The sequence below is a fragment of the Pantoea sp. PNT03 genome (genome assembly GCF_014852515.1).
Lineage (GTDB): Bacteria > Pseudomonadota > Gammaproteobacteria > Enterobacterales > Enterobacteriaceae > Pantoea > Pantoea leporis.
Genome location: NZ_JACVBT010000003.1, coordinates 501,167 through 527,388, shown reverse-complemented (window position 1 = coordinate 527,388; position 26,222 = coordinate 501,167). Strand labels below are relative to the sequence as shown.

The window sequence follows — 26,222 nt, the reverse complement described above, 5'->3', positions numbered from 1 at the left end:
GCTTCCTACGGGAAGCCCCGTTTGCATTTAGCGATCAGGGAATCAGCAGGCTGGAACCCTGAGTCGCGCGACTCTCCAGCACCTGATGCGCGCGCACCGCGTCACTCAAGGCAAATTTCTGCTGCTCGGGCACGTTAAGCTGAATCGCGCGGCTGGCGATCAATGAGAACAACTCATTGCTGGCGGCATCCAGTTCTTCACGGTTGGTGATGTAACCGAACAGCGAAGGTCGGGTGACGAACAGCGAGCCTTTCTTGTTGAGAATGCCGAGATCAATGCCGGTAACCGGACCCGACGCATTACCAAAGCTGACCATTAACCCGTGGCGACGCAGGCTATCTAGCGAAGGTTCCCAGGTATCTTTCCCCACCGAGTCATACACCACGGCCACTTTCTCGCCATGGGTCAACTCGCTGACGCGCTTCGCGATATTCTCTTCACGATAGTTAATTGTCGCCCAGGCACCGGCATCTTTAGCTATCTTCGCTTTCTCTGCGGAACCCACCGTGCCAATCAGATGTGCGCCGAGCGCTTTGGCCCATTGGCAGGCGATCAATCCCACGCCACCCGCAGCGGCGTGGAACAGGAAGATTTCATCAGCTTTCACTTTATAGGTTTGGCGCAGCAGATACTGCACGGTTAAACCTTTGAGGAAAGAGGCCGCGCCTTGCTCAAAGGAGATGCTGTCCGGCAGGATCACCAGACGATCTTCCGCCACATTGTGCACTTCGCTGTAGGCGCCCAGCGCGGCCTGGCAATAGACCACGCGATCGCCCGCCTTAAACCGCGTCACCGCCGATCCGACGCGCTTCACCACGCCGGCTGCTTCGGTACCCAGGCCGGAAGGGAAGCTGCTTTGCGGATACAAGCCGCTACGCACGTAGGTATCAATGTAGTTAATGCCAATTGCCTTGTTTTCCACCTGCACTTCATGTTCGGCGGGATCGGCCAGTTCGAAATCGACCCATTGCAGTACATCTGGGCCGCCGTGTTGGTTGAACTGAATACGCTTTGCCATTCTGACTCCTGTGATTGTTCATCCTGGGACGGTATACTTGCGCGTCCCTTTCACGATCGGTAATGCATTCACTATGGCAGGAAATAAACCCACCAACAAATCGAACGAACCCCGCGATCGGCAGCTGGAAGGCGTGAAAATGCCGCCGCATTCCATAGAAGCGGAGCAGTCGGTGCTCGGTGGGTTGATGCTGGATAACCAGCGCTGGGACAACGTTTCTGAACGCGTCGTCGCCAGTGATTTCTTCAACCGCTCGCACCGTCTGATTTTCACGGAAATGCAGCGTTTGCTGGAAGCTGGCCAGCCGATCGACCTGATTACGCTCTCTGAATCGCTGGAAACGCTAGGTGAATTAGAGATGGCCGGCGGCTTCGCCTATCTGGCCGAACTGGCAAAAAATACGCCAAGTGCCGCGAACATCGGTGCTTATGCCGATATCGTGCGCGAACGTGCAGTGGTGCGCGAGATGATCTCGGTGGCGAACCAAATCGCCGATGCCGGTTACGATCCGCAAGGACGGAGCAGTGAAGATCTGCTCGACTTCGCTGAATCGAACGTTTTCAAAATTGCTGAACAGCGCGCTAATAAAGATCAGGGCCCGCAGAATATCGAGCAGATTCTGGAAGCCACGGTATCGCGCATTGAGTCGCTGGTCTCAACGCCGCACGACGGCGTCACCGGCGTCGATACCGGCTATCAGGATTTGAACAAAAAAACCGCCGGTTTACAGGGCTCGGATCTGATCATCGTCGCGGCGCGTCCTTCGATGGGTAAAACCACCTTCGCCATGAATTTGTGCGAAAACGCCGCGATGTTGCAGGACAAGCCGGTGTTGATTTTCAGCCTGGAGATGCCCAGCGAGCAGCTGATGATGCGTATGCTGGCGTCGCTGTCGCGCGTAGATCAGACGCGCATTCGTACCGGTCAGCTGGAAGATGAAGATTGGGCGCGCATTTCCGCCACCATGGGGATTTTGCTTGAGAAGAAGAACATGTTTATCGATGACTCTTCTGGCCTGACGCCCACCGAAGTGCGCTCACGCGCGCGCCGCATCTTCCGTGAAAATGGCGGGTTGAGCCTGATCATGATCGACTACCTGCAGCTGATGCGCGTGCCTGCGCTGTCGGACAATCGTACGCTGGAGATCGCTGAAATCTCGCGCTCACTTAAAGCGCTGGCGAAAGAGCTGAATGTGCCGGTGGTGGCGCTGTCGCAGCTAAACCGCTCACTGGAACAACGTGCGGATAAGCGCCCAGTGAACTCGGATCTGCGTGAATCAGGTTCGATCGAGCAGGATGCCGACTTGATCATGTTTATCTACCGTGACGAGGTGTATCACGAAAACAGCGATCTCAAAGGCATCGCCGAGATCATCCTGGGTAAGCAGCGTAACGGCCCGATCGGTACGGTACGCTTGACCTTTAATGGCCAATGGTCGCGCTTTGATAACTACGCTGGCCCGCAATACGACGACGAATAACCCTTTCATTCCGGATGCATGCACGTTTTGTGCATGCATTTCACGTCATCAGAAAATAGTGTTGGACAACCCCGGCTTTAATCAGGTTATCTGTAGCAAAGCGCCCCTTATTACGCTGTGGAAACAGAATGACTCAGGTAGACGATCACGACCTTAAGATATTGACATTATTACAATCTAACGGACGCCTCACCAACCAGGAACTCAGTGATTTAGTCGGACTTTCGGCGTCGCAATGTTCACGCCGCCGCATCAATCTTGAGCAGGCCAATCTCATTCTCGGCTATCACGCACGCCTCTCGCCCGACGCGGTGGGCCTTGGCATGGTGGGATTGATTGAAGTGCGATTGAAAAACCATACGCCGGATTATGAAGAGAGTTTCCATCGCATGGTGGAAGAAGAAGCCGCGATCGTTGATGCGTTCAAAACCACCGGCGATGCCGATTATCTGCTGAAAGTGGCGGTGGCCGATCTGGCTTCACTGAGCGCGCTGATCAGCCAGTTAGTGGCTGGCCATCAAAGCGTGGCGCACGTGAAAACTTCCGTGGTATTGAGCCGTTTGAAAGAGAACGGTTTGATGATCATCCCACAGCACAAAACGCGCCAAAAAAGTGCGTGACGTGCTAATCTGGTGCAATTATTGCCTTAATAATGCAAAAAACGCGCACCAGAAAACAGATTTGTGCATGAGTTGATGGTTTGAGTCTCAACTGATACACAAAAACCTGCAATAAAGCGCCTTAGTTATCAATTGGATAATCACTGGCACCCATCGGCGGCGAGCGTACGACGCCGATGTGGTGCGTTTTTTGCATTTGAACCGCATCATTTGCAATGAGATTAACCCATGGATAACGTTGTTCAACCCACTAAAGTTCCCCATTCGCTGATTGAAGATGCGCTGGCGATAGTCCTCGGCACGCTAATGGTCTCTTTCGGCGTCATTATGCTGAAACAGGCGGGTGCACTCACCGGCAGTTCTGCCGGTATTGCCTTCTTAATCAGCTATTTGTCACCGCTCTCCTTCGGTAGCGCCTTCTTCCTGATCAACCTGCCATTTTACTGGCTGGCCGTGCGGCGCATGGGCTGGGAATTTACCCTGAAAACCTTCTGCGCGGTTGGCCTGGTGTCGCTGTTCACCCATCTGCATCCACTGTTTGTGCATTTTTCTGCGCTAAATCCGTTTTATGCGACACTGTTCGGTAACGTGGTGATGGGCATTGGGTTTATAGTGTTGTTCCGTCACAAAGCCAGCCTCGGCGGTATTAATATTTTGGCGCTCTGGCTGCAGGACCGCATCGGTCTGCGTGCCGGAAAATTGCAAATGGCGGTCGATACCTGCGTGGTATTAGCGTCGCTGTTTGTGGTGTCGTTACCGATGCTGTTTGCTTCAATCGCGGGCGCGGTGATCCTCAATCTCATCATCGCAATGAATCATCGTCCCGGCCGTTACATGGTTTGATGACGCATCTTTACCTCTTATTTATGACCAATCATGGAGATCTGCACCGTGTTTCAAAACGTTGATGCCTATGCCGGCGATCCGATTCTGTCGTTGATGGAAACCTTCAAACAAGATCCGCGCGATAACAAAGTAAACCTGAGCATTGGTCTCTATTACAACGAAGCGGGCATCATTCCTCAGCTGCAGGCGGTTGCCGCAGCAGAAGAGCGCCTGCAGGCGCAGCCGCATCAGGCGTCGCTGTATCTGCCGATGGAAGGTCTGAACGCTTACCGTAACGCCATTGCACCGCTGCTGTTCGGTAAACAACATCCGATGCTGCAAGCGGGCCGCATTGCGTCCATCCAGACGTTGGGCGGCTCAGGCGCGCTGAAAGTCGGTGCTGATTTCCTCAAGCGTTACTTCCCGGCGTCCAACGTGTGGGTGAGCGATCCGACGTGGGAAAACCACGTCGCAATCTTCAACGGTGCCGGTTTCGAGGTGAATACCTATCCGTGGTATGACGCGGAAACCAACGGCGTGAAGTTTGATGCGTTCATCGCCAAACTGAAAACCTTGCCGAAGCAATCCATCGTGCTGCTGCACCCGTGCTGCCATAACCCAACCGGCGCCGATCTCACCAACGCACAGTGGGATGAAACCACCGAAGTACTGAAAGCGCAGGAGCTGATTCCGTTCCTCGATATCGCTTATCAGGGCTTTGGCGCGGGCATGGAAGCGGATGCTTATGCGATTCGCGCGATTGCGGCCGCGGGTCTGCCTGCGCTGGTCAGCAACTCGTTCTCCAAGATTTTCTCGCTGTACGGCGAGCGCGTTGGCGGCCTGTCTATTGTCTGCGATAGCGCGGAAGAGTCCGCTCGTGTGCTGGGCCAGCTGAAAGCCACCGTGCGCCGCAATTACTCCAGCCCGCCAAACTTCGGTGCGCAGGTGGTTTCCTGCGTGCTGAACGACGAAGCGCTGCTCAACAACTGGCTGGCAGAAGTCGAAGCGATGCGTCTGCGCATCATCGACATGCGTCAGGCATTGGTTGAAGTATTGAGTACCAAACTGCCGGGACAAAACTTTGATTACCTGCTGAAACAGCGCGGCATGTTCAGCTACACCGGCTTGAGCGCGCAGCAGGTTGACCGTCTGCGTGATGAGTTTGGCGTGTATCTGATCGCCAGCGGCCGCATGTGCGTTGCCGGCCTGAACAGCCGTAACGTCAACCAGGTTGCTGAGGCGTTTGCTGCGGTGATGTAACTTCACTGCGACTGCGCGCCACAAAAAACCGCCAACATGGTTTGGCGGTTTTTTATTTATAACTTTTTTTAACTATAAACCGGACTGGTCTCGTTAGCGCTTCTCCCCATGAGTGTAAATATCCTCCAGCCTGAAACGGCGCGAGAGCGGCAATGTAGTCGCATATTTAAACTCACAAGGAAGCACGCTTATGACCCGGACCGCTTACTCTTTTGCAGTCAAACCCCTCGCTTGTGTATTAGCCTTAGCCTTTTCCCTTCCGGTTTACAGCACCGCTTTAACGCGTGATAACGGCGCACCCGTCGGCGATAACCAGAACTCACAAACCGCAGGCGAAAATGGCGCAGTGTTACTGCAAGATGTGCAGCTGATCCAAAAGCTACAACGCTTTGACCGAGAACGCATTCCAGAGCGCGTGGTACATGCACGCGGTACCGGCGCGCACGGCGAGTTCCGCGCCAGCAAAGATATCAGCGACTTAACCATTGCCGAAGTCTTTAAACCAGGCAGCGTGACGCCAGTATTTGTGCGCTTCTCGTCCGTGGTGCACAGCAAACATTCACCGGAAACGCTGCGCGATCCACGCGGTTTTGCCACCAAGTTTTACACCAGCCAGGGCAACTGGGATTTAGTGGGTAACAACCTGCCGGTGTTCTTTATCCGCGACGCGATTAAATTTCCCGACATGGTGCATGCGTTTAAGCCTGATCCACGTACCAACCTTGGCAACGACGCGCGCACCTTTGATTTCTTCTCTCACGTACCGGAAGCCACGCATGGCCTGACCATGCTGTTCTCCAATATGGGAACGCCAGCAAACTATCGCCAGATGGATGGCAACAGCGTGCACGCCTATAAGTTCGTCAACGCCAAAGGCGAAGTGCACTACGTGAAATTCCACTGGAAAACCCTGCAGGGCGAGAAAAATCTCGATCCGGGCGAAGTGGCGGCTATTCAGAGCGGCACCTTCAGCCACATGACCGAAGATTTAGTGGCATCGATCAACAACAAAGACTTCCCGAAATGGGATCTCTATATTCAAACCATTAAAGCCAGCGATCTGGATAAATTCGACTTCAACCCGCTGGACGCCACCAAAATCTGGCCGGGTATCGCAGAAGTGAAAGTCGGCCAGATGGAATTGAACCGCAACGTGGATAATTTCTTCCAGGAAACCGAGCAGGTGGCGATGGCGCCATCGAATCTGGTTCCGGGCATAGAGCCATCGGAAGATCGCTTGCTGCAAGGTCGTTTGTTCTCTTACGCCGATACCCAGATGCACCGTTTGGGCGCCAATGGCCTGACGTTGCCGGTCAACGCGCCGCGCGTGCCGGTGAGCAACGGTAATCAGGACGGCGCAATGAACAGCGGCAAGGCTGACGATCATGGCGTCAACTATCAGCCAAGCCGTGTCTATCCACGCGAAGAGCTGCAGAGCGCCCGATACAGCCACAGCCCGCTGAGCGGCACCACGCAGCAGGCGATGATTGCTAAAACGCAGAACTTTAAGCAGGCGGGCGATCTGTATCGTTCCTTCAATGACAAAGAGAAAACCGATCTGATCAATTCTCTGGGCGGCGCGCTGAAAGGTGTGGATGTGCAGAGCCGCGCCATTATGTTGTCGTACTTCTACAAGGCTGATAAAGAGTACGGCGAGCGTCTGGCTGCAATTACTAAAGACGATGTGGGCAGCATCAAAACCATGGCCGCTAAGCTGAGCGACTAACCTTCAGTCGGCAGAGTTCACGCTCTGCCGCTTTTTCCTCTCTTCAGGGTTTACCTTTCGCCGACATGCTGCACACTTAAACGGTGTAATTACTTTTAGGATTCTGGCATGTGGCATCAACAAACGCTTACGCTTGGCGCCAAAGCGCGCGGCTTTCATCTGATCACCGACGAGATTGTCGGCCAGCTTCATGGCTTATCCAGTGTGCGCGTCGGCCAACTGCATCTGCTGCTGCAACATACATCGGCGTCGTTAACGCTCAATGAGAATTGCGATCCCACCGTGCGCAGCGATATGGAGCAGCATTTCTTACGCCATGTTCCAGAAAGTGCGCCTTATCAGCACGATTACGAAGGGGCTGACGACATGCCGGCACACATCAAATCGTCACTACTCGGCGTTTCGCTGCTGATTCCGGTCAACCGCGGTCGCCTGATGTTAGGTACGTGGCAGGGAATCTGGTTGGGTGAACATCGGGTGCAGGGCGGTGCGCGGCGTATCGTGGCGACCTTACAAGGGGAATAAAAGATGAATACTTCGGATTTACTGACGTACTGCATGAGCAAGCCGGGCGCGGAGCAAAGCTTTAAAGAGTGCTGGCAGGCGACGCAGATTAAAAGTGAAGGTGTGCTGTTTGCCATGCTTTATGAGGTAAAAGGGCGTCCGGCCTTGTCGCTTAAAGCTACGCCTGCGCTAGCGGAATTGTTACGTGAGGAGCACAACGATGTGTTTCCCAGCGAACATTTAAATAAGTCGCACTGGAGCACGCTGTGGCTGGATGGTTCGCTAAAAGATTCGCAGATTTATTATCTGGTGGATGCTTCCTGGCAACAGGCTGACGCCACGCGCGCGGCGGGCGTCAACCATGATGAACACTGAGGCAAATTAAGCCGCAGATTCCTCGCGCAGAGTATTGATATCAATCACGAAGCGGTATTTCACGTCGCTTTTCAGCATACGTTCGTAGGCTTCGTTGATTTGATTCATCGCGATCAGTTCGATATCTGAAGTGATACCGTGCTTGCCGCAGAAATCCAGCATTTCCTGGGTTTCCGCGATGCCGCCAATCAGTGAACCGGCGATGCTGCGACGTTTCAAGATCAGGTTAAAGACCTGCGGTGCCGGGTGATCGTGCTCCGGCGCGCCGACCAGCGTCATGTTGCCATCACGCTTCAGCAGGGCAATGAACGGGTTGAGATCGTGCTGCGCTGCAACGGTGTTCAGGATGAAGTCGAAGCTGTTGGTGTGTGCGGCCATTTGGTCGGCATCTTTCGAGATCACCACTTCATCAGCGCCCAGACGTTTACCATCTTCAATTTTTGACGGTGACGTGGTGAACAGCACCACATGTGCGCCCATCGCATGAGCTAGCTTCACGCCCATGTGACCAAGGCCGCCCAAACCGACGATACCGACTTTTTTACCCGGACCGACATTCCAGTGGCGCAGCGGTGAGTAAGTGGTGATACCGGCACACAGCAGTGGCGCAACGCCCGCCAGATCGAGATTTTCTGGTACGCGCAGCACGAAGCTTTCATCTACTACCATGCTGGTGGAGTAACCGCCGTAAGTGATTGCGCCGGTTTCACGGTCTTCGCCGTTATAGGTGCCAACGAAGCCATTTTCGCAATACTGCTCCAGCCCTTCCTGACAGCTTGGACAGCTGCGGCAGGAATCAACCATACAACCAACACCGACCAAATCGCCCACTTTGTAGTTGTGGGTGTGAGCGCCAACGGCCGTCACGCGACCGACAATCTCATGGCCAGGCACCACAGGAAAAATGGTGTTGCGCCATTCGTTGCGCGCGGTATGCAGGTCCGAGTGGCAGACGCCGCAGTACAACACTTCAATCTGCACATCATGAGCGCGCAGTTCGCGTGGCTTAAAATCGAACGGGGCGAGTTTTGCTTTCGCGTCCTGTGCGGCATAGGCATGCGTAATATTCATGGTGTCTCCAGTAGGATGTGTCGTGATTTCTATGCGGGATCCCGTTCAGCGTACTGAAGGGATAAAGGGCGTAAGGGACGCCAAAAGGAACGTTGTAAGGATAGTCAGCAGGGGGTAATGCGTATATGCCTGAAGTTGTCTGATTCTTGCCTGTTCCTGCATTTCGTTGCGGAATCCGACAGAAAAAAACAGGCCCGCATTTGCGGGCCTGAGAGAAGTTTACTTCTTCAACATTGGCTTAAGGAAACGCGCCGTGTGTGATTTTTCACACTCCGCCACCGTTTCTGGCGTGCCGGACACCAGGATTTCACCGCCGCCGCTGCCGCCTTCCGGGCCGAGATCGACAATCCAGTCTGCAGTTTTCACCACGTCGAGGTTGTGCTCAATCACCACGATGGTGTTGCCCTGATCGCGCAGCTGATGCAGCACTTCCAGTAACTGCTGAATATCCGCAAAGTGCAGGCCGGTGGTCGGCTCATCGAGGATATAGAGCGTCTGGCCTGTGCCGCGTTTTGACAGCTCACGCGCCAGCTTGACGCGCTGCGCTTCACCACCAGAAAGCGTGGTAGCTGACTGGCCCAGACGGATATACGACAGGCCGACATCGACCAGCGTTTGCAGCTTACGCGCCAGCGCCGGCACCGCATCAAAAAATTCGCGGGCTTCTTCGATGGTCATATCCAGCACTTCGTGGATGCTCTTGCCTTTGTATTTAATCTCCAGCGTTTCACGGTTATAGCGTTTGCCTTTGCACTGGTCGCACGGCACGTAGATGTCGGGCAGAAAGTGCATCTCTACCTTGATCACGCCGTCACCCTGACAGGCTTCGCAGCGTCCGCCGCGCACGTTGAAGCTGAAGCGCCCCGGATTGTAGCCGCGTGAACGCGCTTCCGGCACGCCGGCGAACAGTTCACGCACCGGAGTGAAAATGCCGGTGTAGGTCGCGGGATTCGAACGCGGTGTGCGACCGATCGGGCTCTGATCGATATCGATCACTTTATCGAAATGCTCCAGACCGGCGATTTCACGATAAGGCGCGGCTTCGATGGTGGTCGCGCCGTTGAGCTGGCGCTGCGCAATCGGGAACAGCGTATCGTTGATCAGCGTCGATTTACCCGATCCGGACACGCCGGTGATGCAGGTAAATAAGCCGACCGGAATCGTCAGCGTGACATCTTTGAGGTTGTTACCGCGCGCACCGGTGAGTTTCAGCACTTTGGCTGGATCGCCTTTAACGCGCTCTTGAGGGATCGCAATCTCACGTTTGCCGCTAAGGAACTGGCCGGTCAGGGAATTTTCATTCGCCATGATCGCGTGCACATCACCTTCGGCAACCACCTGACCACCGTGCACGCCCGCGCCTGGGCCGATATCGATCACATGGTCAGCGGCACGAATCGCATCCTCGTCGTGCTCCACCACAATCACCGTGTTACCGAGATCGCGCAGGTGAATCAGCGTGCCAAGCAGGCGTTCGTTGTCGCGCTGGTGAAGGCCGATTGAGGGTTCATCCAACACGTACATCACGCCGACCAAACCGGCACCAATCTGGCTGGCCAAACGAATACGCTGCGCTTCACCGCCGGAGAGCGTTTCCGCCGAGCGTGACATCGACAGGTAATTCAGGCCGACGTTCACCAGGAAGCTCAGGCGATCGCCAATCTCCTTCAGGATTTTTTCCGCAATCTGCGCACGCTGGCCGCTCAGCTTCATGTTGGCGAAGAAATCCATCGCATGACCGATGCTCATTTCTGAGATGGTCGGCAGGTTGGTGTCTTCAACAAAAACATGACGCGCTTCACGACGCAGACGCGTACCTTCACAGCTGGCGCAGGCACGGTTGCTGATAAATTTCGCCAGCTCTTCGCGCACCGCGTTGGATTCCGTCTCTTTATAACGGCGCTCCATGTTGTGCAGCACGCCTTCAAACGGATGGCGGCGCACTGAGGTGTCACCGCGATCGTTGATGTATTTGAATTCGATATTCTCTTTGCCGGAACCGTACAGAATCACTTCGCGCGCTTTGTCGCTTAGGCTGTTAAACGGAGCTTCGACATCGAATTGCAGATGCTCTGCCAGCGAGCGCAGCATCTGGAAGTAGTAGAAGTTACGGCGATCCCAGCCGCGGATGGCGCCTCCGGCCAGCGACAGCTCGGGGTTCTGCACCACTCTATCGGGATCGAAATATTGCTGCACGCCCAGGCCATCGCAGGTCGGGCAGGCGCCAGCCGGGTTGTTGAACGAGAACAGGCGCGGTTCGAGTTCACGCATGCTGTAGCCACAGATTGGGCAGGCAAAGTTGGCCGAGAATAGCATCTCTTCGGCGCTGGGATCGTCCATATCGGCGACGATCGCGGTGCCACCGCTCAGTTCCAGCGTGGTCTCAAAGGATTCGGCCAGACGCGTTGCCAGATCCTCGCGCACGCGGAAGCGGTCAATCACCACTTCAATGGTGTGCTTCTTCTGCAACTCAAGCTTCGGCGGATCCGACAGATCGCACACTTCGCCATCAATACGCGCACGGATATAGCCCTGCGCAGCGAGGTTTTCCAGCGTTTTGGTGTGTTCGCCTTTGCGATCTTTCACCACCGGTGCCAGCAGCATCAGACGACGGCCTTCTTCCTGCGACAGCACCTGATCGACCATCTGACTCACGGTTTGCGCTGCCAGAGGAACGTCATGATCCGGACAGCGCGGTTCACCCACGCGCGCGAACAGCAGGCGCAGGTAGTCGTGAATTTCGGTAATGGTGCCGACAGTGGAACGCGGGTTATGCGAAGTCGATTTCTGCTCAATGGAGATGGCGGGCGAAAGACCTTCAATATGGTCAACGTCCGGTTTCTCCATTAATGAAAGAAACTGGCGCGCATAGGCCGAAAGCGACTCGACATAGCGACGCTGGCCTTCCGCATACAGCGTATCAAACGCCAGCGAAGACTTACCGGAACCTGACAGACCGGTGACCACAATGAGCTTATCGCGAGGGATGATCAGGTTGATGTTCTTCAAATTATGGGTGCGAGCACCGCGGACTTCGATCTTATCCATTCACCTTTCCCGGATTGAACAACACTCGCCATGCCTTGCCAGCACGACCAGCAGAAACGGTCCATTATGGCACAAAAAATAAACTGAATAAATATCCAGTGTTTTTGCTATTCTGTCCGCCGATAAATTTTGGAATCCCGCTCTAAAGTGGGCACACGCCAATGTGACGTGATACAATTTTTCGCTTAGACTTTTAGCATCAACTCATCGGGAGACAGCAACATGGCCAGTCGTGGCGTAAACAAAGTGATTCTAGTCGGGAATCTGGGTCAGGATCCGGAAGTGCGCTACATGCCAAATGGTGGCGCGGTAGCCAACATTACGCTGGCCACGTCAGAAAGCTGGCGCGATAAGACAACCGGTGAAAACAAAGAGATCACGGAATGGCACCGCGTTGTGCTGTTCGGCAAGCTGGCGGAAGTGGCTGGCGAATACCTGCGTAAAGGTTCTCAGGTTTACATCGAAGGTCAGCTGCGTACCCGCAAATGGACCGATCAGGCCGGCCAGGATAAATACACCACTGAAGTGGTGGTTAACGTTGGCGGCACCATGCAGATGCTGGGCGGACGTCAGCAGGGCGCGAACGCAGGTGGCGCACCAGCGGGCGGCCAGGGCGGCGGCAATAACAATGGTTGGGGCCAGCCACAGCAGCCACAACAGCAGCCGCAGGGCGGTGGCAACCAGTTCAGCGGCGGTGCGCAGCAGCGTCCACAGCAGCAGAGCGCGCCAGCCAACAACGAACCGCCAATGGATTTTGACGACGATATTCCGTTCTGATAACTCGCCTGAGCTATCTCAGGCCGGACGTTGTCGAATCCAGAAATGCCATTCCGTGAGGAGTGGCATTTTTTTTCTCAAGCCAAACAAGGTGCAGCCTTAATGCGGTCGCCATTCCCGCAATAACGCTTCCGTCTCACGTACCAGCACCGGGTTGCCCGGCATAATCAAATCGGCCCACACTTCGTTGTGCTGATTGATCTGCTGCTGCGCGGAAACATACGTGCGGTCGGCGGTGGTATGCGCATCGGCGGCGACGGTGATGTGATAGCCGAGGCTGGCGCCGACTTTGATGGTGGTATCGACACAGTAATCAGTCGCGCAGCCGCAAATAACGAAGCTTTTAATACCGCGTTGGTCGAGCTGAGCGGCGAGATCGGTTTGCCAGAAACTGTCGCAGGCGGTTTTATTGACAAAGATGGCGTTGGCCGGCTGCTGCAACTCGGGGACGATGGCCCAGCCTGCTGAATTGACCTCTAAACCTGGGCCAACGTGCTGGATGAAGATCACCTGATCGGCCGCAGCGGTTAACTGATTGATCCGCTCGCAGCGTCCGGCACGATCAAAACGCGGCGATGCCAGCACGCCGTTTTGCATATCCACTACCACAACCACACGATTAGCCATTTTTATCTCCTGTTAAGTCTTGTCAGTGTCCGGTGAACTTGCAACGAGGTAAAGCAAATCCGCTTTGCATTTATCGCCACTGCCGCGCATGCTTATAAGCGATTTATTCCGGAGGTGTGTCGTGAAGGTGGTTCCTGAAATCTTTCCTTGTGAGCAAGATCGTGCGCAGTTTCAGCATTTCGCTGAGCTGCCGGGCATCGAGCTGTATCAGGCGCACATCTCCCGCTACGCTTTTGAACCGCATACCCATGAAGCCTTTGGCATCGGCACTATCGAATCGGGCGCCCAGCGCTTTCGCTATCGCGGCGCCAGTTACACCGCGCCGCAGCATTCGCTGGTGATGATGAATCCTGACGAGCTGCACACCGGTGAATCTGCCTGCGACGAAGGCTGGCGTTATCGCATGATCTATATCGATCCGCAGGAGATGGATCGTCTCTCCGGCGATCGTCATTGGTGGTTCACCGATGCTCTGCGCACCGATGCGCGTCTGGCGCAGCCGTTTTCTCAATTGCTGGCGCAGATGTGGCAGGCGGAAACCCCGCTGGAGCGTGAAAGCATTTTGCTCGAACTGCTGGAGTTAATGCGTCCGCTGGCGCGTCAGGGACAGCAGCGACCTGTCGAAGGTGCACATCGCTTTGATGCGGTAAGAGACTATTTGCGTGAAAATCTCGCCGAACCGGTGCGCCTCGAAGAACTTGCGGCGCTGGCATCACTGTCGCCGTGGCATTTCCTGCGCAGTTTTAAACAACACTTCCACGTCACGCCGCATCAAATGCTGATGGCTTTTCGTCTGTTCGCAGCAAAACAGCAGCTGGCACGCGGCGACAGTGCGGCAACCGTCGCGGCATCGGTTGGTCTTACCGATCAGGCTCATCTCACCCGCGCCTTCGCGCATCGCTACGGCATCACGCCGGGCCGCTATCAAAAACAAGTGTTCCCTTCACGCTAACCGCAATCTGCTACAAGCCTTTAGCCCCCGCCTGCGTCACACTGCAGCGGAATGCATATAAAGGAAGAGTTTATGTTTGCTGGAATACTGTTTGCGCTGGCGGCGGGACTGATGTGGGGATTGATCTTTGTGGGCCCGCTGTTAATACCGGATTATCCCGGCACCTTGCAATCGGCCGGGCGCTACGTCGCCTTTGGTTTGGTGGTGTTGCCGCTCGCCTGGCTGGATCGCCGTCGTTTGCGTCAGCTGGCGCGCAAAGACTGGATTGAAGCGCTGAAGCTGTCGCTGATTGGCAATTTGCTCTATTACGCGTTTCTCGCCAGCGCGATTCAACGCACCGGCGCGCCCATTTCTACCATGATTATCGGCACCTTGCCGGTGGTGATTACCGTGACGGCCAATCTCTGTTATGGCCATCTTGAAGGGCGCTTGCCGTGGCGTAAATTGACGCCAGCGTTGCTGATTATTGCTGTGGGCCTGGCTTGCGTGAATGCCGCCGAACTCCAGACGCAAGGCCCCGATTTTGATTGGTCGCGCTATCTCACCGGTTTAGGGTTAGCGGTTTTGGCGGTGGCATGCTGGACATGGTATCCGCTGCGTAATGGTTTATGGCTACGCGCGCATCCCCAACACAAGCCATCCAGCTGGGCGACGGCACAAGGTTTGGTGACGCTGCCGCTGGCAATAGTGTTCTATCTATTAGTCTGCGTGCAGCTTCACTGGCAGCAACCTGCATTTGCGCTGCCATTCGGGCCGCAGCCGCAACGCTTTCTATTATTGATGTTAGGTATCGGGCTGTTTTGCTCATGGTTGGGCACGCTCTGCTGGAATGCGGCCAGCCAACGCGTGCCGACGGTGATCATGGGGCCGCTGATTGTGTTCGAAACCTTAGCCGGTTTGCTGTGGACATTCCTGTGGCGACAAAGCTGGCCGCCGTTGCTAACCGCGCTTGGCATTGGTTGTTTGATTATTGGCGTGATCTACGCGATGCGTATTAAACCCCAGCCGCACATCACTGCGGTATAGGTCATCAAAATCAGCGCTGCTGAAAAATCATTTCGGCAGCGTACTACGCTGTATTTTAAGAATTTGACCAACCCTTTTCACTCACCTCTTCGCCCATTCAGGCGCTCAGCTGGCCATCGATATAACATTTTGGCTAATTGCAGCCCTCTTTTTAGCGCTGATTTGTCATAAAAAGTCATACCGTTTCATCCGGCGCATGAGTGTTTAACCGTATTAAGGCTTCCTGAACCTTCACAAATCTCCGATCTTCCTGGCTATCGCAGGCCCTAAAGCGGAAAAAACCGACGCATTAACGCGCAAAAACATGCATCTAACCTACCGTTTATTGCCATTTGGCACTGAAGATTGGCACTTGAAAACCACTTTTTGCTTAAGGGAATCGAGAGATGTTAAGAAAGATTCCATTAACCTTTGGCAAAAAACCATTAAGCGTAGCGATGAATAGGGTGCAGGAATTTAACTTATTTCCCGCTTTTTGGCCGTTATTGTTTAGGGCAGGTAACCTTTGTTATCAGGATTATTCCTGGCAACAGAAGAGGGAATTATGGTCTACGCGCGTCAAACGATTGACGAATCGATCTCAGAACAGATCCAGATGAAAACAGAGGTTGTGTGTGAGCGGTTACACGCGGTTGTTCATTAATGCTTAACAGAACTATCCGCATTCAGGACTGATGATTAATGTTGGTAAAGTAATAATCGAAGCGCCAATCTCACCGAAATGAGATTGGACTTCGTTAGAATGGCTTGAATAGAGAGACTTTTGCTGATGTGAATCTATTTTACCGCAAAAAAGGAAGCAATTCCGCGATGGTATTCATCAGGAAAAATTGGTGCGAATTGTTATGTTGTGAACGCCGTATTAAATGATCTTCATATCTTCTGGTAAGAACAAATCTCAGCATTATGTCAAATAACATCGGCCTTAATGGTATTAGCGATTATCTGTACCTGCAGGATAATGATAAACGCTACGGCTAATATCCAGTAAACGGCAGCTACGACGGGTACCTATGTCGAATGTCGTTTGCAGAAAGTTAACCGCCTGACGCTTTTCATTGGTGGTGAAGAAGTTTTTCAATACGCTTTGCAGCATCTCTTTATCGGAACTCAGTGATTGCAGCTCACGCGTGAGGTTAAGTAGCTGATCTTCCAGCTCCTTGATTTTTCTACCTTCTTCGGAAGAGAGCCCAGAAAACTTCTTCTTCCAGCTATAGAAAGTGGCCTCGGAAATGCCAAGCTCCTCACAAATCTCCCTGACTTTCACTCCCGTTTCAGAAGCTTTAATGGCATTTGTGATTTGCTCTTCGCTATATCGTGACTTTCTCATAAATGCTATTACCTTTCTTATCAATTAGTGGATGAGAATTACTGTATTAATATCTGGCACTGCAAAAACACTATTAATGCAGTATTAAAGTGCGCGATTTGAATTGCGAGGGTTAAATTAAGATATTTAGAAGAAATATCATCATGGGATAAATCTTATTTTATTCCGAATGGCATTGAACGCCTTCCTGGCTTTAGGTTTTTGATATAAATTCTCTCCATCCCAAATGCAGAAAAATACTACATTCATTGGAAAATCGGCATAAACCACTTGCAGAAATGTCAGGGTATGCCAGTAAACTTTTGCTTAGAATTTAGGCTGAAATCGTTTACATCCACCGAGTTTCGCACCGGATATAATCGGAATTTTCCTGAATATAATTCCTAATTGCTGACGCGAGTCTCATTTTTCGGACCAGTTTGGTTTGAAGTTAATAAATTAAGTCAGGCCCACTGAGCGCTTGTTAATTCATTTCAAGGACGTTGTACCGAAAGTTGTTGTAGTTCGTAATACTAAGGATCAGTCAATGAAATTGAGCGTAATGTCGAATGCCGCCTGGATGATGTCTGAAAAGATCGTCTCCGTGTTCGGCGTCATATTTGTGACCTCCTACGTGGCAAAATCCTTTGGTCCAACCATCTTTGGCCAAATGGCGTTTTCGACCTCACTGTTTTCCATGGTGCAGACCGTGGCGATTTTCGGTACGGAAACCATTCTGTTTAAACGTATCAGTAAGAGTGCACCGAAAGGGCTACGCCTGATGACCGTAGCGCGCAACATGCGCATGGTTTTACTGTTGCTTACATCGCTGCCCGTCTTGATTTGGGTCTGGTACAACATGCAGGAAAACTTCCTCGCTTTTGCACTGGCCTCGTTTATCTCTTCGGTTTTCGTGACGCAGGACACCTTCAGTGTCTACAACAATGCGCGCTTAGCGTCGCGGCTGAATACCATCGCCAACTCTGTCGGATTGCTGCTGGGCTTCAGCTTAAGTTTCGCCATTGCCTGGCTGCACCTCAATCCGCTATGGCTGACCGTTTCGATTGTCGCCGTCACGTTGGTGCCGTACGTCATTAAGCGTTTTAACTTTTATCGCGAAAATCAGGATGTGGCGCCGCCGCAGGATAAGCGCAACACCTATCTGCGCTATTTGCTGTACGCCGGATTGCCGCTGGCCATCTCCAGCATCTTTATCTCGGTGCAGGTGAAAGCGGCACAGATGTTCCTGGCAGGCATCGCCTCAGCGCGCGATCTTGGGTTGTTCGCCGCCGCCAATACCATTTCGGCCTCCTGGATTTTTATCCCGGTCGCCATCATCACTTCCTGCTTTTCGGAAATCTTCCGTGAGCGTGGAGAAACCGCCATCAAGCTGACAGCACGGCTTAATGGTTATGTCATGGGTGTTTCATTGTTGTTGTTAGCGGTGATCGCGATGTACGGCGAAAAAATCATCATCGCTTTATATGGTCACGAGTACACACAGTCAGGAAGTCTCATTACGTTGTTGTCGTTAGCAACCTGCTTTTCGGCGATGGGGACCGTGGCGTATCGCTACATGGTCAAAGAAGGCGGGTTTAATTATCTGTTGAAGAAAATCGTTTGCCTGATGGTCATCAGCTTGCCGCTGTCGTGGTGGCTGATCCAGAGCTACGGCATCATGGGTGCCGCATGGAGCGTTTTCATCTCAGAATTGCTGTCTCTTACCGTAATGAATTACTTCTTCAAAAACGGCGTCATCCAAAAAATCCAGGTTTCCTCACTCAACTACAAAACCTACAAATGAGGTCAGATATGCTCAAGTTGAAAGATGAACTCAGAAGAAGCGTTCAGTACTTCATCAAGAAGATGCCCTGGGCATACCAGGATCGTATCTACTATTTTCACAAGTTCCGCAAATTGCCTAATCTGCGCGAGCCGAAAGTGTTTAACGAGAAGGTGCTGTATCGCAAATTCATCCATGGCGATTATCAGATTTATGGTCGTCTGTCGGACAAATATTCGGTGCGTGAATATATCGCCGAGAAAGTGGGCAGCGAATACCTGATCCCGCTGGTTTACGAGACCAGCGATCCCAGCTCATTGCACACGCTGCCGAGCTGGAAAAATACCGTTATCAAGCCGAATCACGCCTCCAACATGGTGGAGATCCTGCTGGAAGAGCCGGATGCGTTGAAGAAGCAGCAGATTATCAACGATTGCCATCGCTGGTTGAAGACCGATTTCGCCAACGAAGCGCGCGAGATTCACTATCGCTACATCAAGCCACGCATTCTGGTGGAGCAGTACATTGGCGATGGTAAATCGGCACCGATTGACTACAAGTTCCATATGTTCAACAAGCGCGACGGCAGCTTTGAGTATGTGCTGCAGGTGATCTACAACCGCTGCAATCCGCTGTTGTCGATGAACTTCTACGTCAACAACCTCAACGAGGCGTATCACAAAATTCGTGATACCGGCCTGGATGTGACGCCGCAAATGGCCTCGTTGCAGCACGCGTTGGCGTTGAGTAAAAAGCTGGCGAGCGATTTCGATTATGTGCGCGTGGATTGGTACATCGATAACGAGCAGATCTACTTCGGCGAATTAACCTTCACGCCGGGCGCGGGTTTGGTGACCGGTCTGGATCGCGGGCTAAATCAGATGATGGGTGATATGTGGATTCAGGATCGTCGCGGTACGAAGATACCGGGCATCACGGTGGCGGAAGTGACCATTCCGGCCGTATTGAAGAAAATTTAGAATCACACAGCAAAATAAAAAACCCCGCTTCGGCGGGGTTTTTTATTGGCTGCGATTAAGGCATTGGCCAATCGGTTGGCGTCTGGCTCATCACTTCGATAAAGGCGTTTTTGGAGATTTCCATAAAGTTATGCAAATTCTCCATGCTCAGCGTGATACCGAGCAGGCCAGTAACGAACCAGCATGACATGCCAACGCCGATGCCACCGCACAGCAGCGCCATCACGTGGTGACTGTTCTGACGCAGTCGAATTTTCATGGTGCTGGCGAAAAACATCATTACCGCACTCAGGAGTTCCCAGCGCATTACAATCAAACTGGTGGTTAGGGTGGCCATCTGCAAAAACCTCTTAGAATCAGTGATATCCCCGACATTCAATCGACATCACTGGCGGCTAAGAAGGAAGGTCAGGGAAGTCCTTCTGGCCGTCTAACTGAAGACAGAAAAGTGTGACTTGGCTCACATTATATCACTCGATTTTAAATTTTGAACAAAATTTATACCGGGTCAGGTAGAAAGATTTTTATCGAACTGAGGAAAAAACAGGCAGGAAGAGCGAGGTGCGCCCGCAAGGGGCGCGCAGAAAGGGTTAGCTAACCGGGCAACATTCGCCGGTGGTACGCTGGGCAAAACTGGTCATGTTATTGTCTGCACAGTCAAAACTGAGCAAGCGCGGACGCTGAATCATCGCCTGGCGACGCATGGTATGACGATAAGCGGTTGGCGTTTGCGAGAACTGACGGCGGAACACGCGCGAGAACGTCTGCTGCGAATCGTAACCGTATTGCATCGCGATATCGAACACCGGACGCTGGGTTTGACGCAGCGCTTCAGCGGCCAGCGTCAGACGACGTTCGCGAATATAGCCACCCAGCGTTTGTTTCGTGACGGCACGGAACATACGCTGCAGATGCCATTTTGAGTAACCTGATTTTGCCGCGACTTCATCAATTGACAGCGCTTTATCCAGATTCTGATCGATCCAGTTGGACAGCGAATGAATGATTTCCTGTTGCATCATAGCCTCATCCTTCTGATGTTTTTTGCCTGGTAAGAAATTCGAAGTTTTGCTGGGGTGCGAGTATAATTCCTCAAGTTAACTTGAGGTAAAGGCCCTAAATGAAAAAAGAACGCAATTACCCGAAGCCGGTTTTGACGCCGGGCGAAGTGGCGAAGCGCAGCGGCGTGGCGGTGTCGGCACTGCACTTCTATGAGACCAAAGGATTGATCTGTAGCTCGCGCAACGGCGGCAACCAACGTCGCTACAGCCGTGACGTGCTGCGTCGCGTTGCCATCATCAAAATTGCACAACGCATTGGCATTCCGCTGGCGACGGTGAGCGACAGCCTGACGCATGTGCCGGCTAATAAACGGATGTCGACACAAGAGTGGGACGCGCTGACGCAGCACTGGCGCGAGGAGCTGGATAAACGCATCGAAACCCTCACGCGCTTGCGTAACGATCTTGATGGCTGCATTGGCTGCGGCTGTTTATCGATGCGCGATTGCCCGCTGCGTAATCCCGGTGACCGGTTGGGCGAGCAAGGTTCGGGCGCGGTGTTACTCGATCCGGAACAGGACGAGCAAAAACGCTGATCGACTATACTTGGCGGAACACTTTTACCGGCAAGGAAACCGTATGATCACCGTTCACCATCTGGAAAATTCCCGCTCGCATCGCGTGTTATGGCTTCTGGAAGAGCTTGCGGTGCCTTACCAAATCAAACGCTATCAGCGTGAAAACAGCCTGCTGGCACCCGATTCCTTAAAGAAAGTGCATCCGCTGGGCAAATCCCCGGTGATTACCGACGGCAATCGCGTGATTGCCGAGTCAGGCGCAATTCTCGAATACCTGCAACTGAAGTACGACAGCGAGCATCAGCTGACGTTGAGTCATGAAGATGAGCAGATTCAGGCGCGTTACTGGCTGCATTACGCTGAAGGTTCGCTGATGCCATTGCTGGTAATGAAACTGGTGTTTGCGCAGTTTGGCAAAAAGCCGGTGCCGTGGCTGCTGCGTCCGGCCGGCATCGCCCTGAGCAAAGGGATTCAGAAAGCCTGGCTGAATAAACAGCTGGCTCTACATGGTCGGGTAATTGAAGAGCATCTCACGCAGCATGCGTTTTTTGCCGGTTCACGTTTTAGCATCGCCGATGTGCAGATGAGCTTCCCGCTGCTGGCGCTGCAACTGCGTGGTTCCCTGAGCGATACGCCCGCCACCGCCCGCTGGCTGGAAACCATGCAGCAGCGCGCGGCCTGGCAGCGGGCGATTCAGCAGGGCGGCGCGATTGAATTAAGCAATTGATTTATCGAATCTCGTACGCATCGTAGCGGCGCAATTTATTGCGCAATATATGGACGGGCACGGAGCCGCCATTTATGTGCGCGATAAATCGCGCCGCTACAAATTGTGCATGCCATTGCGACACGCCTAAAGGCGAACAATCGCCTGGATTTATCCTGTCATACCCGTGATTAAGAGTTGAAAACCCCAGGGCAAACGCCAGATAATCGTTTGCCTTTTTTCCGCGTCCCCCTTTACGGCCTGGAATACGCGGCGACGTAAACGTTTGCCTGGATTTTCATCATGAAAAACCGCCATCAGGGAACGGCAAACGTGCGCCGCGCGGCGACTCACATCACAAAAAAATTGAGGAAGAATTATGTCTGGCGAATCGCGCCCGGCCAGTGGAAAACTGGACGCCTGGTTCAATATCTCTGCACGCGGCAGCAGCGTGCGTCAGGAAGTATTGGCGGGTCTGACAACGTTTCTGGCGATGGTGTACTCCGTCATCGTGGTGCCCGGCATGCTGGGCAAAGCGGGCTTCTCGCCAACGGCGGTGTTCGTCGCTACCTGTCTGGTCGCCAGTTTTGGATCGATCATCATGGGTTTGTGGGCCAATCTGCCGATGGCGATTGGTTGCGCCATCTCGCTGACCGCCTTCACCGCGTTCAGCCTGGTGCTCGGCCAGCACATTAGCGTGCCGGTGGCGCTTGGTGCGGTGTTCCTGATGGGCTTGCTGTTCACGCTCATTTCTGTCACCGGCATCCGCGCATGGATACTGCGCAACTTACCAATGGGCGTGGCGCATGGCACCGGCGTAGGTATCGGCTTGTTCCTGCTGCTGATCGCCGCTGACGGCATTGGTTTAGTGGTGAAAAATCCGGCTCCGGGCTTGCCGGTGGCGTTGGGTCAATTCGCTTCGTTCCCGGTGATCATGTCGCTGGTGGGACTGGCGGCGATTTTTGGTCTGGAAAAACGCCGCGTGCCGGGCGGCATTCTGCTGACCATCATCGCCATCTCGATTCTCGGCCTGATTTTCGATCCGGCGGTGACCTATCAAGGTCTGTTTGCCATGCCGAGCCTGAAGGATGCTAACGGGCAATCAGCGATGTTTAGCCTCGATATCATGGGCGCGCTGCAACCGGTGGTGTTGCCAAGCGTGCTGGCGCTGGTGATGACCGCGGTCTTTGATGCCACCGGCACCATCCGCGCGGTCGCGGGGCAGGCGAATCTGCTGGATAAAGAGGGGCAGATCATCAACGGCGGTCGTGCGTTAACCACCGATTCCGTCAGCAGCCTGTTCGCCGGCTTGGTCGGCGCTTCGCCAGCTGCGGTCTATATCGAATCGGCGGCGGGCACGGCGGCGGGTGGTAAAACCGGTCTGACGGCGATTGTGGTGGGTTTGCTGTTCCTGGTGATCCTGTTCATGTCGCCGCTGGCCTATCTGGTTCCGGCTTACGCGACCGCGCCGGCGCTGATGTACGTTGGCTTGCTGATGCTGAGTAACGTGGCAAAAATCGACTTCAACGATTTTGTTGATGCGATGTCCGGCTTGCTGACCGCCGTGTTCATCGTGCTGACCTGCAACATCGTCACCGGCATCATGCTCGGCTTCGCTTCACTGGTGATTGGACGCCTGTTTGCCGGTGAGTGGCGCAAGCTGAACGTGGGCACCGTGGTGATTGCTGTCGCGCTGGTCGCGTTCTATGCCGGTGGCTGGGCCATCTGACCTGAAAGTTGAATAATTCCAGGATTATTCGCTTTCTGCATCACGCCGCACATCGGGTTGCTCCGCTGTGCGGCGTTTTGTTTTACACTTTCCCACGCAACAACATCGCTTTAATGAAATTGATTCGCCTAAGGAAAGCATGGAAATCTTCTTTACTATTCTCATCATGACGCTGGTGGTTTCACTCTCCAGCGTGGCGGCACGTATTCTGCCGTTTCAAATTCCCCTGCCGCTGGTGCAAATTGCCGCCGGTGCACTGCTCGCATTTCCCGTCTTCGGCCTGCATGTCGATTTTGATCCGGAACTGTTCCTCGTGCTGTTCATTCCGCCGCTGCTGTTTGCGGATGGCTGGAAAACGCCGATAAACGAGTTCCTGCATCACGGTCGCGAAATCATGGGGCTGGCGCTGGTTCTGGTGCTGATCACGGTGGTCGGGATTGGCTACCTGATCTACTGGCTGGTGCCAGGGATTCCGCTGATTCCCGCCTTCGCGCTGGCGGCGGTGCTTTCGCCAACCGATGCCGTGGCGCTGTCCGGCATTGTCGGTGAAGGACGCATCCCGAAAAAAATTATGTCGATTGTGCAGGGCGAAGCCCTGATGAATGACGCGTCGGGTTTGGTATCGCTGAAGTTTGCCGTCGCGGTGGCGATGGGCACCATGGTGTTTACGTGGGGCGGCGCCAGCGTTGAGTTTCTCAAAGTGGCGGTCGGCGGTTTGGTCGCTGGTGTGGCGATATGCTGGCTGTATGGCCGCTCGCTGCGTCTGCTGAGCCGCTGGAGCGGGGATGACCCGGCAACACAGACCGTGCTGCTGCTGCTGTTACCGTTCGCCTCGTACCTGATTGCGGAACACCTTGGCGTGTCGGGCATTCTCGCCGCCGTCGCCGCCGGTATGACCATTACGCGTTCCGGCATTATCCGCCAGGCACCGCTGGCGATGCGTCTGCGCGCGAACAGCGTGTGGCAGATGCTGGAGTTCGTGTTCAACGGCATGGTGTTCCTGATGCTCGGCCTGCAGCTGCCCGACATCCTTTCCACCTCGATTGCGCAGGCGCAAGCCGATCCTAACGTGGAACTGTGGATGCTGTTTACCGACGTTCTGTTGGTGTACGCCGCGCTGATGGTGGTGCGTTTCGGTTGGTTGTGGATCATGAAGCGCACCAGCATGCGTCTGCTGAAGAAGAAGCCGCTGGAGTTTACCAATTACTCACTGCGTGAATTGCTGATTGCTTCTTTTGCCGGCGTGCGCGGTGCCATTACCTTGGCCGGTGTGCTGTCGATTCCGCTGTTCCTGAGCAACGGCGATCCGTTCCCGGCGCGCTATGAGTTGGTTTTCATCGCTACCGGCGTGATTCTGGTGTCGCTGCTGGTTGGCGTGGTGCTGCTGCCGATTCTGCTGCGCGACGTAGAAAGCATCGATAAGGTCGGCCATCGTCGTGAGATTCAGTTTGCGCGTGCCGCGATGGCGGGTGTGGCGATTGAGAGCCTGCATAAAATGGAGCAGCGTCTTGAGAGCGACACCGAAGAGAACATCGATCCTGAGCTGCTGAAAGAGGTCAGCCTGCGCGTGATTGGTAACCTGCGTCGTCGCGCGGAGGGGAAAAACGATATCGAGCAGGCGCAATTTGCCGAAAATCTCGAGCGTCGTTTCCGCCTCAATGCGCTGCGCGCCGAGCGCGCCGAGGTCTATCATCTGCGCGCCACGCAGGAGATCTCCAACGAGACAATGCAGAAACTGTTGCACGATCTTGATCTGCTGGAAGCGTTGCTGATTGAGAAAGAGGAATAGCAGTAAGCCATATTGTTCATCGGTAGCGGCGCAAAACATTGCGCCGCTACGCTAATGTGCTGCGGTTGTTTTTACACCGACAGCCGCGGCGCACTATCCGGCCAGTGTTCACGGCAACACGCAATCCACGCCTCGGCGCTGCGCGACAGATAACTGCCTTCCCGCCAAATCAACCCCAAACTCCACTGCAGCTCCGATTCCAGTGGCAGCCACAGCAGCGACTGCTTATCCAGCCGCTGACAAATGGGCTCCGGCAGAATCGCCAGTCCCATGCCCGCCTGCACCATCGCGGCGAGAAAATCCCACTGCGCGCTGCGCAGCGCAATAGTTGGCGTCAGGTTCTGGCGTTGAAACGCTTTACGAATCTGGCGATTCAAGGCGAACTCTTCATTGAGGATCAGCAGCGGATGTTCGGCTAACTCTGCCAAACCGACTTTACGGTGATCGCGCCATTGTTCACTGAGCGGCAGCAGCACGCACAGCGGATGGTGCATTAACTCCAGCGTATTGAGCGGCAGTTCGGATTCGATCGGCAGCGCGGTGAGGGCGATATCCAGCGCGCCACTCAGCACCGCTTGCTGCGCCGTCAGTCCGCCGAACTCGGATATTTTCAGCTGTACGCCAGGATAACGGCGGCGAAAGGCGGAGATTGAACCGGCCATCTGCATGCCGACCATCGGTGGAATACCCAGCCGCAGCTCGCCGGTTTTCAGCTGGTTGATATCGCCCAACTGCGCTTCAAGCTGGTGGAACTCTTGCAGAATCACCAGTCCGCGCTGGTAAACCGCCTGACCGCTATCCGTTAGATGCAGTTTGCGGCCCTCGCGCAGCAGTAAGGTGCAGCCGAGCTCCTCTTCCAGCTGGCGCAGCATTTTGCTGATGGTCGGCTGTGTCACGAACAGCTTCTCAGCGGCGCGGGTGAAGCTTTGCTGGCGCACCACTTCAGTGAAGTAGCGCAGGGCGCGCACATCCATAAACATTCCTTTTTGGCATAGTTTGAATAATTTTAATTCATTTCTTTCACAGTTTGCGGCGGAT

General features: G+C 54.0%; 24 protein-coding genes. 16 read left to right on the top strand and 8 right to left on the bottom strand.

The annotated features are described in order from the left end of the window. Positions 1 to 34: 34 nt before the first annotated feature. On the bottom strand, positions 35 to 1,018 hold the full coding sequence (locus IB226_RS14145; RefSeq protein ID WP_101763063.1) for a quinone oxidoreductase: 984 nt from the start codon (positions 1,016 to 1,018) through the stop codon (positions 35 to 37). Between the two features lie 73 nt (positions 1,019 to 1,091). On the opposite strand from IB226_RS14145, the gene dnaB reads away from it, so the two are divergent. The 7 genes from dnaB (at position 1,092) to IB226_RS14110 (ending at position 7,808) form a co-directional block, all read left to right on the top strand. Next, entirely contained in the window at positions 1,092 to 2,498 is a 1,407-nt protein-coding gene (gene dnaB / locus IB226_RS14140) for a replicative DNA helicase (protein WP_101763062.1), read from the top strand. Positions 2,499 to 2,626: 128 nt separating this feature from the next. Continuing rightward, complete coding sequence (locus IB226_RS14135) at positions 2,627 to 3,118, top strand: Lrp/AsnC family transcriptional regulator (protein ID WP_097095220.1); 492 nt, start codon at positions 2,627 to 2,629, stop codon at positions 3,116 to 3,118. Positions 3,119 to 3,346: 228 nt separating this feature from the next. Further along, entirely contained in the window at positions 3,347 to 3,961 is a 615-nt protein-coding gene (locus IB226_RS14130; protein WP_008109953.1) for a YitT family protein, read from the top strand. Between the two features lie 48 nt (positions 3,962 to 4,009). Continuing rightward, entirely contained in the window at positions 4,010 to 5,203 is a 1,194-nt protein-coding gene (locus tag IB226_RS14125) for an amino acid aminotransferase (RefSeq protein ID WP_101763128.1), read from the top strand. Between the two features lie 190 nt (positions 5,204 to 5,393). Continuing rightward, positions 5,394 to 6,929: a catalase gene (locus IB226_RS14120; protein ID WP_192236005.1), complete on the top strand. Its 1,536-nt coding sequence runs from the start codon at positions 5,394 to 5,396 to the stop codon at positions 6,927 to 6,929. A gap of 108 nt (positions 6,930 to 7,037) precedes the next feature. After that, positions 7,038 to 7,454, top strand: coding sequence for a secondary thiamine-phosphate synthase enzyme YjbQ (locus tag IB226_RS14115; protein WP_192236003.1), 417 nt, complete (start codon positions 7,038 to 7,040; stop codon positions 7,452 to 7,454). 3 nt (positions 7,455 to 7,457) lie between these two features. Further along, a complete protein-coding gene (locus IB226_RS14110) occupies positions 7,458 to 7,808 on the top strand; it encodes an MmcQ/YjbR family DNA-binding protein (RefSeq protein ID WP_101763060.1) in 351 nt (116 codons plus the stop codon). Between the two features lie 6 nt (positions 7,809 to 7,814). On the opposite strand, the gene IB226_RS14105 is transcribed toward IB226_RS14110, so the two are convergent. Further along, on the bottom strand, positions 7,815 to 8,879 hold the full coding sequence (locus IB226_RS14105) for an NAD(P)-dependent alcohol dehydrogenase (protein ID WP_110868156.1): 1,065 nt from the start codon (positions 8,877 to 8,879) through the stop codon (positions 7,815 to 7,817). Positions 8,880 to 9,098: 219 nt separating this feature from the next. Beyond that, entirely contained in the window at positions 9,099 to 11,927 is a 2,829-nt protein-coding gene (gene uvrA / locus IB226_RS14100; protein WP_110868157.1) for an excinuclease ABC subunit UvrA, read from the bottom strand. A 222-nt stretch (positions 11,928 to 12,149) separates the two neighbouring features. Here uvrA and ssb1 point away from each other — a divergent pair, with 222 nt between their 5' ends. After that, a complete protein-coding gene (gene ssb1 / locus IB226_RS14095; protein WP_192236001.1) occupies positions 12,150 to 12,704 on the top strand; it encodes a single-stranded DNA-binding protein SSB1 in 555 nt (184 codons plus the stop codon). 99 nt (positions 12,705 to 12,803) lie between these two features. Here ssb1 and IB226_RS14090 read toward each other — a convergent pair whose 3' ends face one another. After that, positions 12,804 to 13,331, bottom strand: coding sequence for an isochorismatase family protein (locus IB226_RS14090; protein WP_192235999.1), 528 nt, complete (start codon positions 13,329 to 13,331; stop codon positions 12,804 to 12,806). Positions 13,332 to 13,452: 121 nt separating this feature from the next. Between IB226_RS14090 and IB226_RS14085 the strand changes: the two genes are divergently transcribed. Beyond that, positions 13,453 to 14,283, top strand: a complete 831-nt coding sequence (locus tag IB226_RS14085; protein ID WP_192235997.1) for an AraC family transcriptional regulator — start codon at positions 13,453 to 13,455, stop codon at positions 14,281 to 14,283. 72 nt (positions 14,284 to 14,355) lie between these two features. Next, on the top strand, positions 14,356 to 15,309 hold the full coding sequence (locus tag IB226_RS14080) for a DMT family transporter (protein WP_192235995.1): 954 nt from the start codon (positions 14,356 to 14,358) through the stop codon (positions 15,307 to 15,309). A gap of 934 nt (positions 15,310 to 16,243) precedes the next feature. On the opposite strand, the gene IB226_RS14075 is transcribed toward IB226_RS14080, so the two are convergent. Next, the gene (locus IB226_RS14075) at positions 16,244 to 16,639 is read right to left on the bottom strand and encodes an IS3 family transposase (RefSeq protein WP_008109970.1); all 396 of its coding nucleotides are present in this window, start codon (positions 16,637 to 16,639) and stop codon (positions 16,244 to 16,246) included. A gap of 526 nt (positions 16,640 to 17,165) precedes the next feature. Here IB226_RS14075 and IB226_RS14070 point away from each other — a divergent pair. Beyond that, positions 17,166 to 18,422, top strand: a complete 1,257-nt coding sequence (locus IB226_RS14070; RefSeq protein ID WP_101763052.1) for a polysaccharide biosynthesis C-terminal domain-containing protein — start codon at positions 17,166 to 17,168, stop codon at positions 18,420 to 18,422. A gap of 8 nt (positions 18,423 to 18,430) precedes the next feature. After that, positions 18,431 to 19,381: an ATP-grasp fold amidoligase family protein gene (locus IB226_RS14065; protein WP_101763051.1), complete on the top strand. Its 951-nt coding sequence runs from the start codon at positions 18,431 to 18,433 to the stop codon at positions 19,379 to 19,381. Between the two features lie 55 nt (positions 19,382 to 19,436). Here the strand turns inward: IB226_RS14065 and IB226_RS14060 are convergent, their stop codons facing one another. Next, a complete protein-coding gene (locus IB226_RS14060) occupies positions 19,437 to 19,718 on the bottom strand; it encodes a YjcB family protein (RefSeq protein WP_008109973.1) in 282 nt (93 codons plus the stop codon). Positions 19,719 to 19,971: 253 nt separating this feature from the next. After that, complete coding sequence (gene soxS, locus IB226_RS14055) at positions 19,972 to 20,403, bottom strand: superoxide response transcriptional regulator SoxS (protein ID WP_036649992.1); 432 nt, start codon at positions 20,401 to 20,403, stop codon at positions 19,972 to 19,974. A gap of 98 nt (positions 20,404 to 20,501) precedes the next feature. On the opposite strand from soxS, the gene soxR reads away from it, so the two are divergent. From soxR to IB226_RS14035, 4 genes are all read left to right on the top strand, one after another. Then, the gene (soxR, locus tag IB226_RS14050) at positions 20,502 to 20,978 is read left to right on the top strand and encodes a redox-sensitive transcriptional activator SoxR (RefSeq protein WP_101763050.1); all 477 of its coding nucleotides are present in this window, start codon (positions 20,502 to 20,504) and stop codon (positions 20,976 to 20,978) included. A gap of 43 nt (positions 20,979 to 21,021) precedes the next feature. Continuing rightward, positions 21,022 to 21,687, top strand: a complete 666-nt coding sequence (locus IB226_RS14045) for a glutathione S-transferase family protein (protein WP_101763049.1) — start codon at positions 21,022 to 21,024, stop codon at positions 21,685 to 21,687. Between the two features lie 358 nt (positions 21,688 to 22,045). Continuing rightward, on the top strand, positions 22,046 to 23,395 hold the full coding sequence (locus tag IB226_RS14040) for an NCS2 family permease (protein WP_101763048.1): 1,350 nt from the start codon (positions 22,046 to 22,048) through the stop codon (positions 23,393 to 23,395). Positions 23,396 to 23,534: 139 nt separating this feature from the next. Beyond that, complete coding sequence (locus IB226_RS14035; protein WP_101763047.1) at positions 23,535 to 25,184, top strand: Na+/H+ antiporter; 1,650 nt, start codon at positions 23,535 to 23,537, stop codon at positions 25,182 to 25,184. A 71-nt stretch (positions 25,185 to 25,255) separates the two neighbouring features. On the opposite strand, the gene IB226_RS14030 is transcribed toward IB226_RS14035, so the two are convergent. Continuing rightward, on the bottom strand, positions 25,256 to 26,158 hold the full coding sequence (locus IB226_RS14030) for a LysR family transcriptional regulator (RefSeq protein WP_192235993.1): 903 nt from the start codon (positions 26,156 to 26,158) through the stop codon (positions 25,256 to 25,258). Between the last annotated feature and the right edge of the window lie 64 nt (positions 26,159 to 26,222).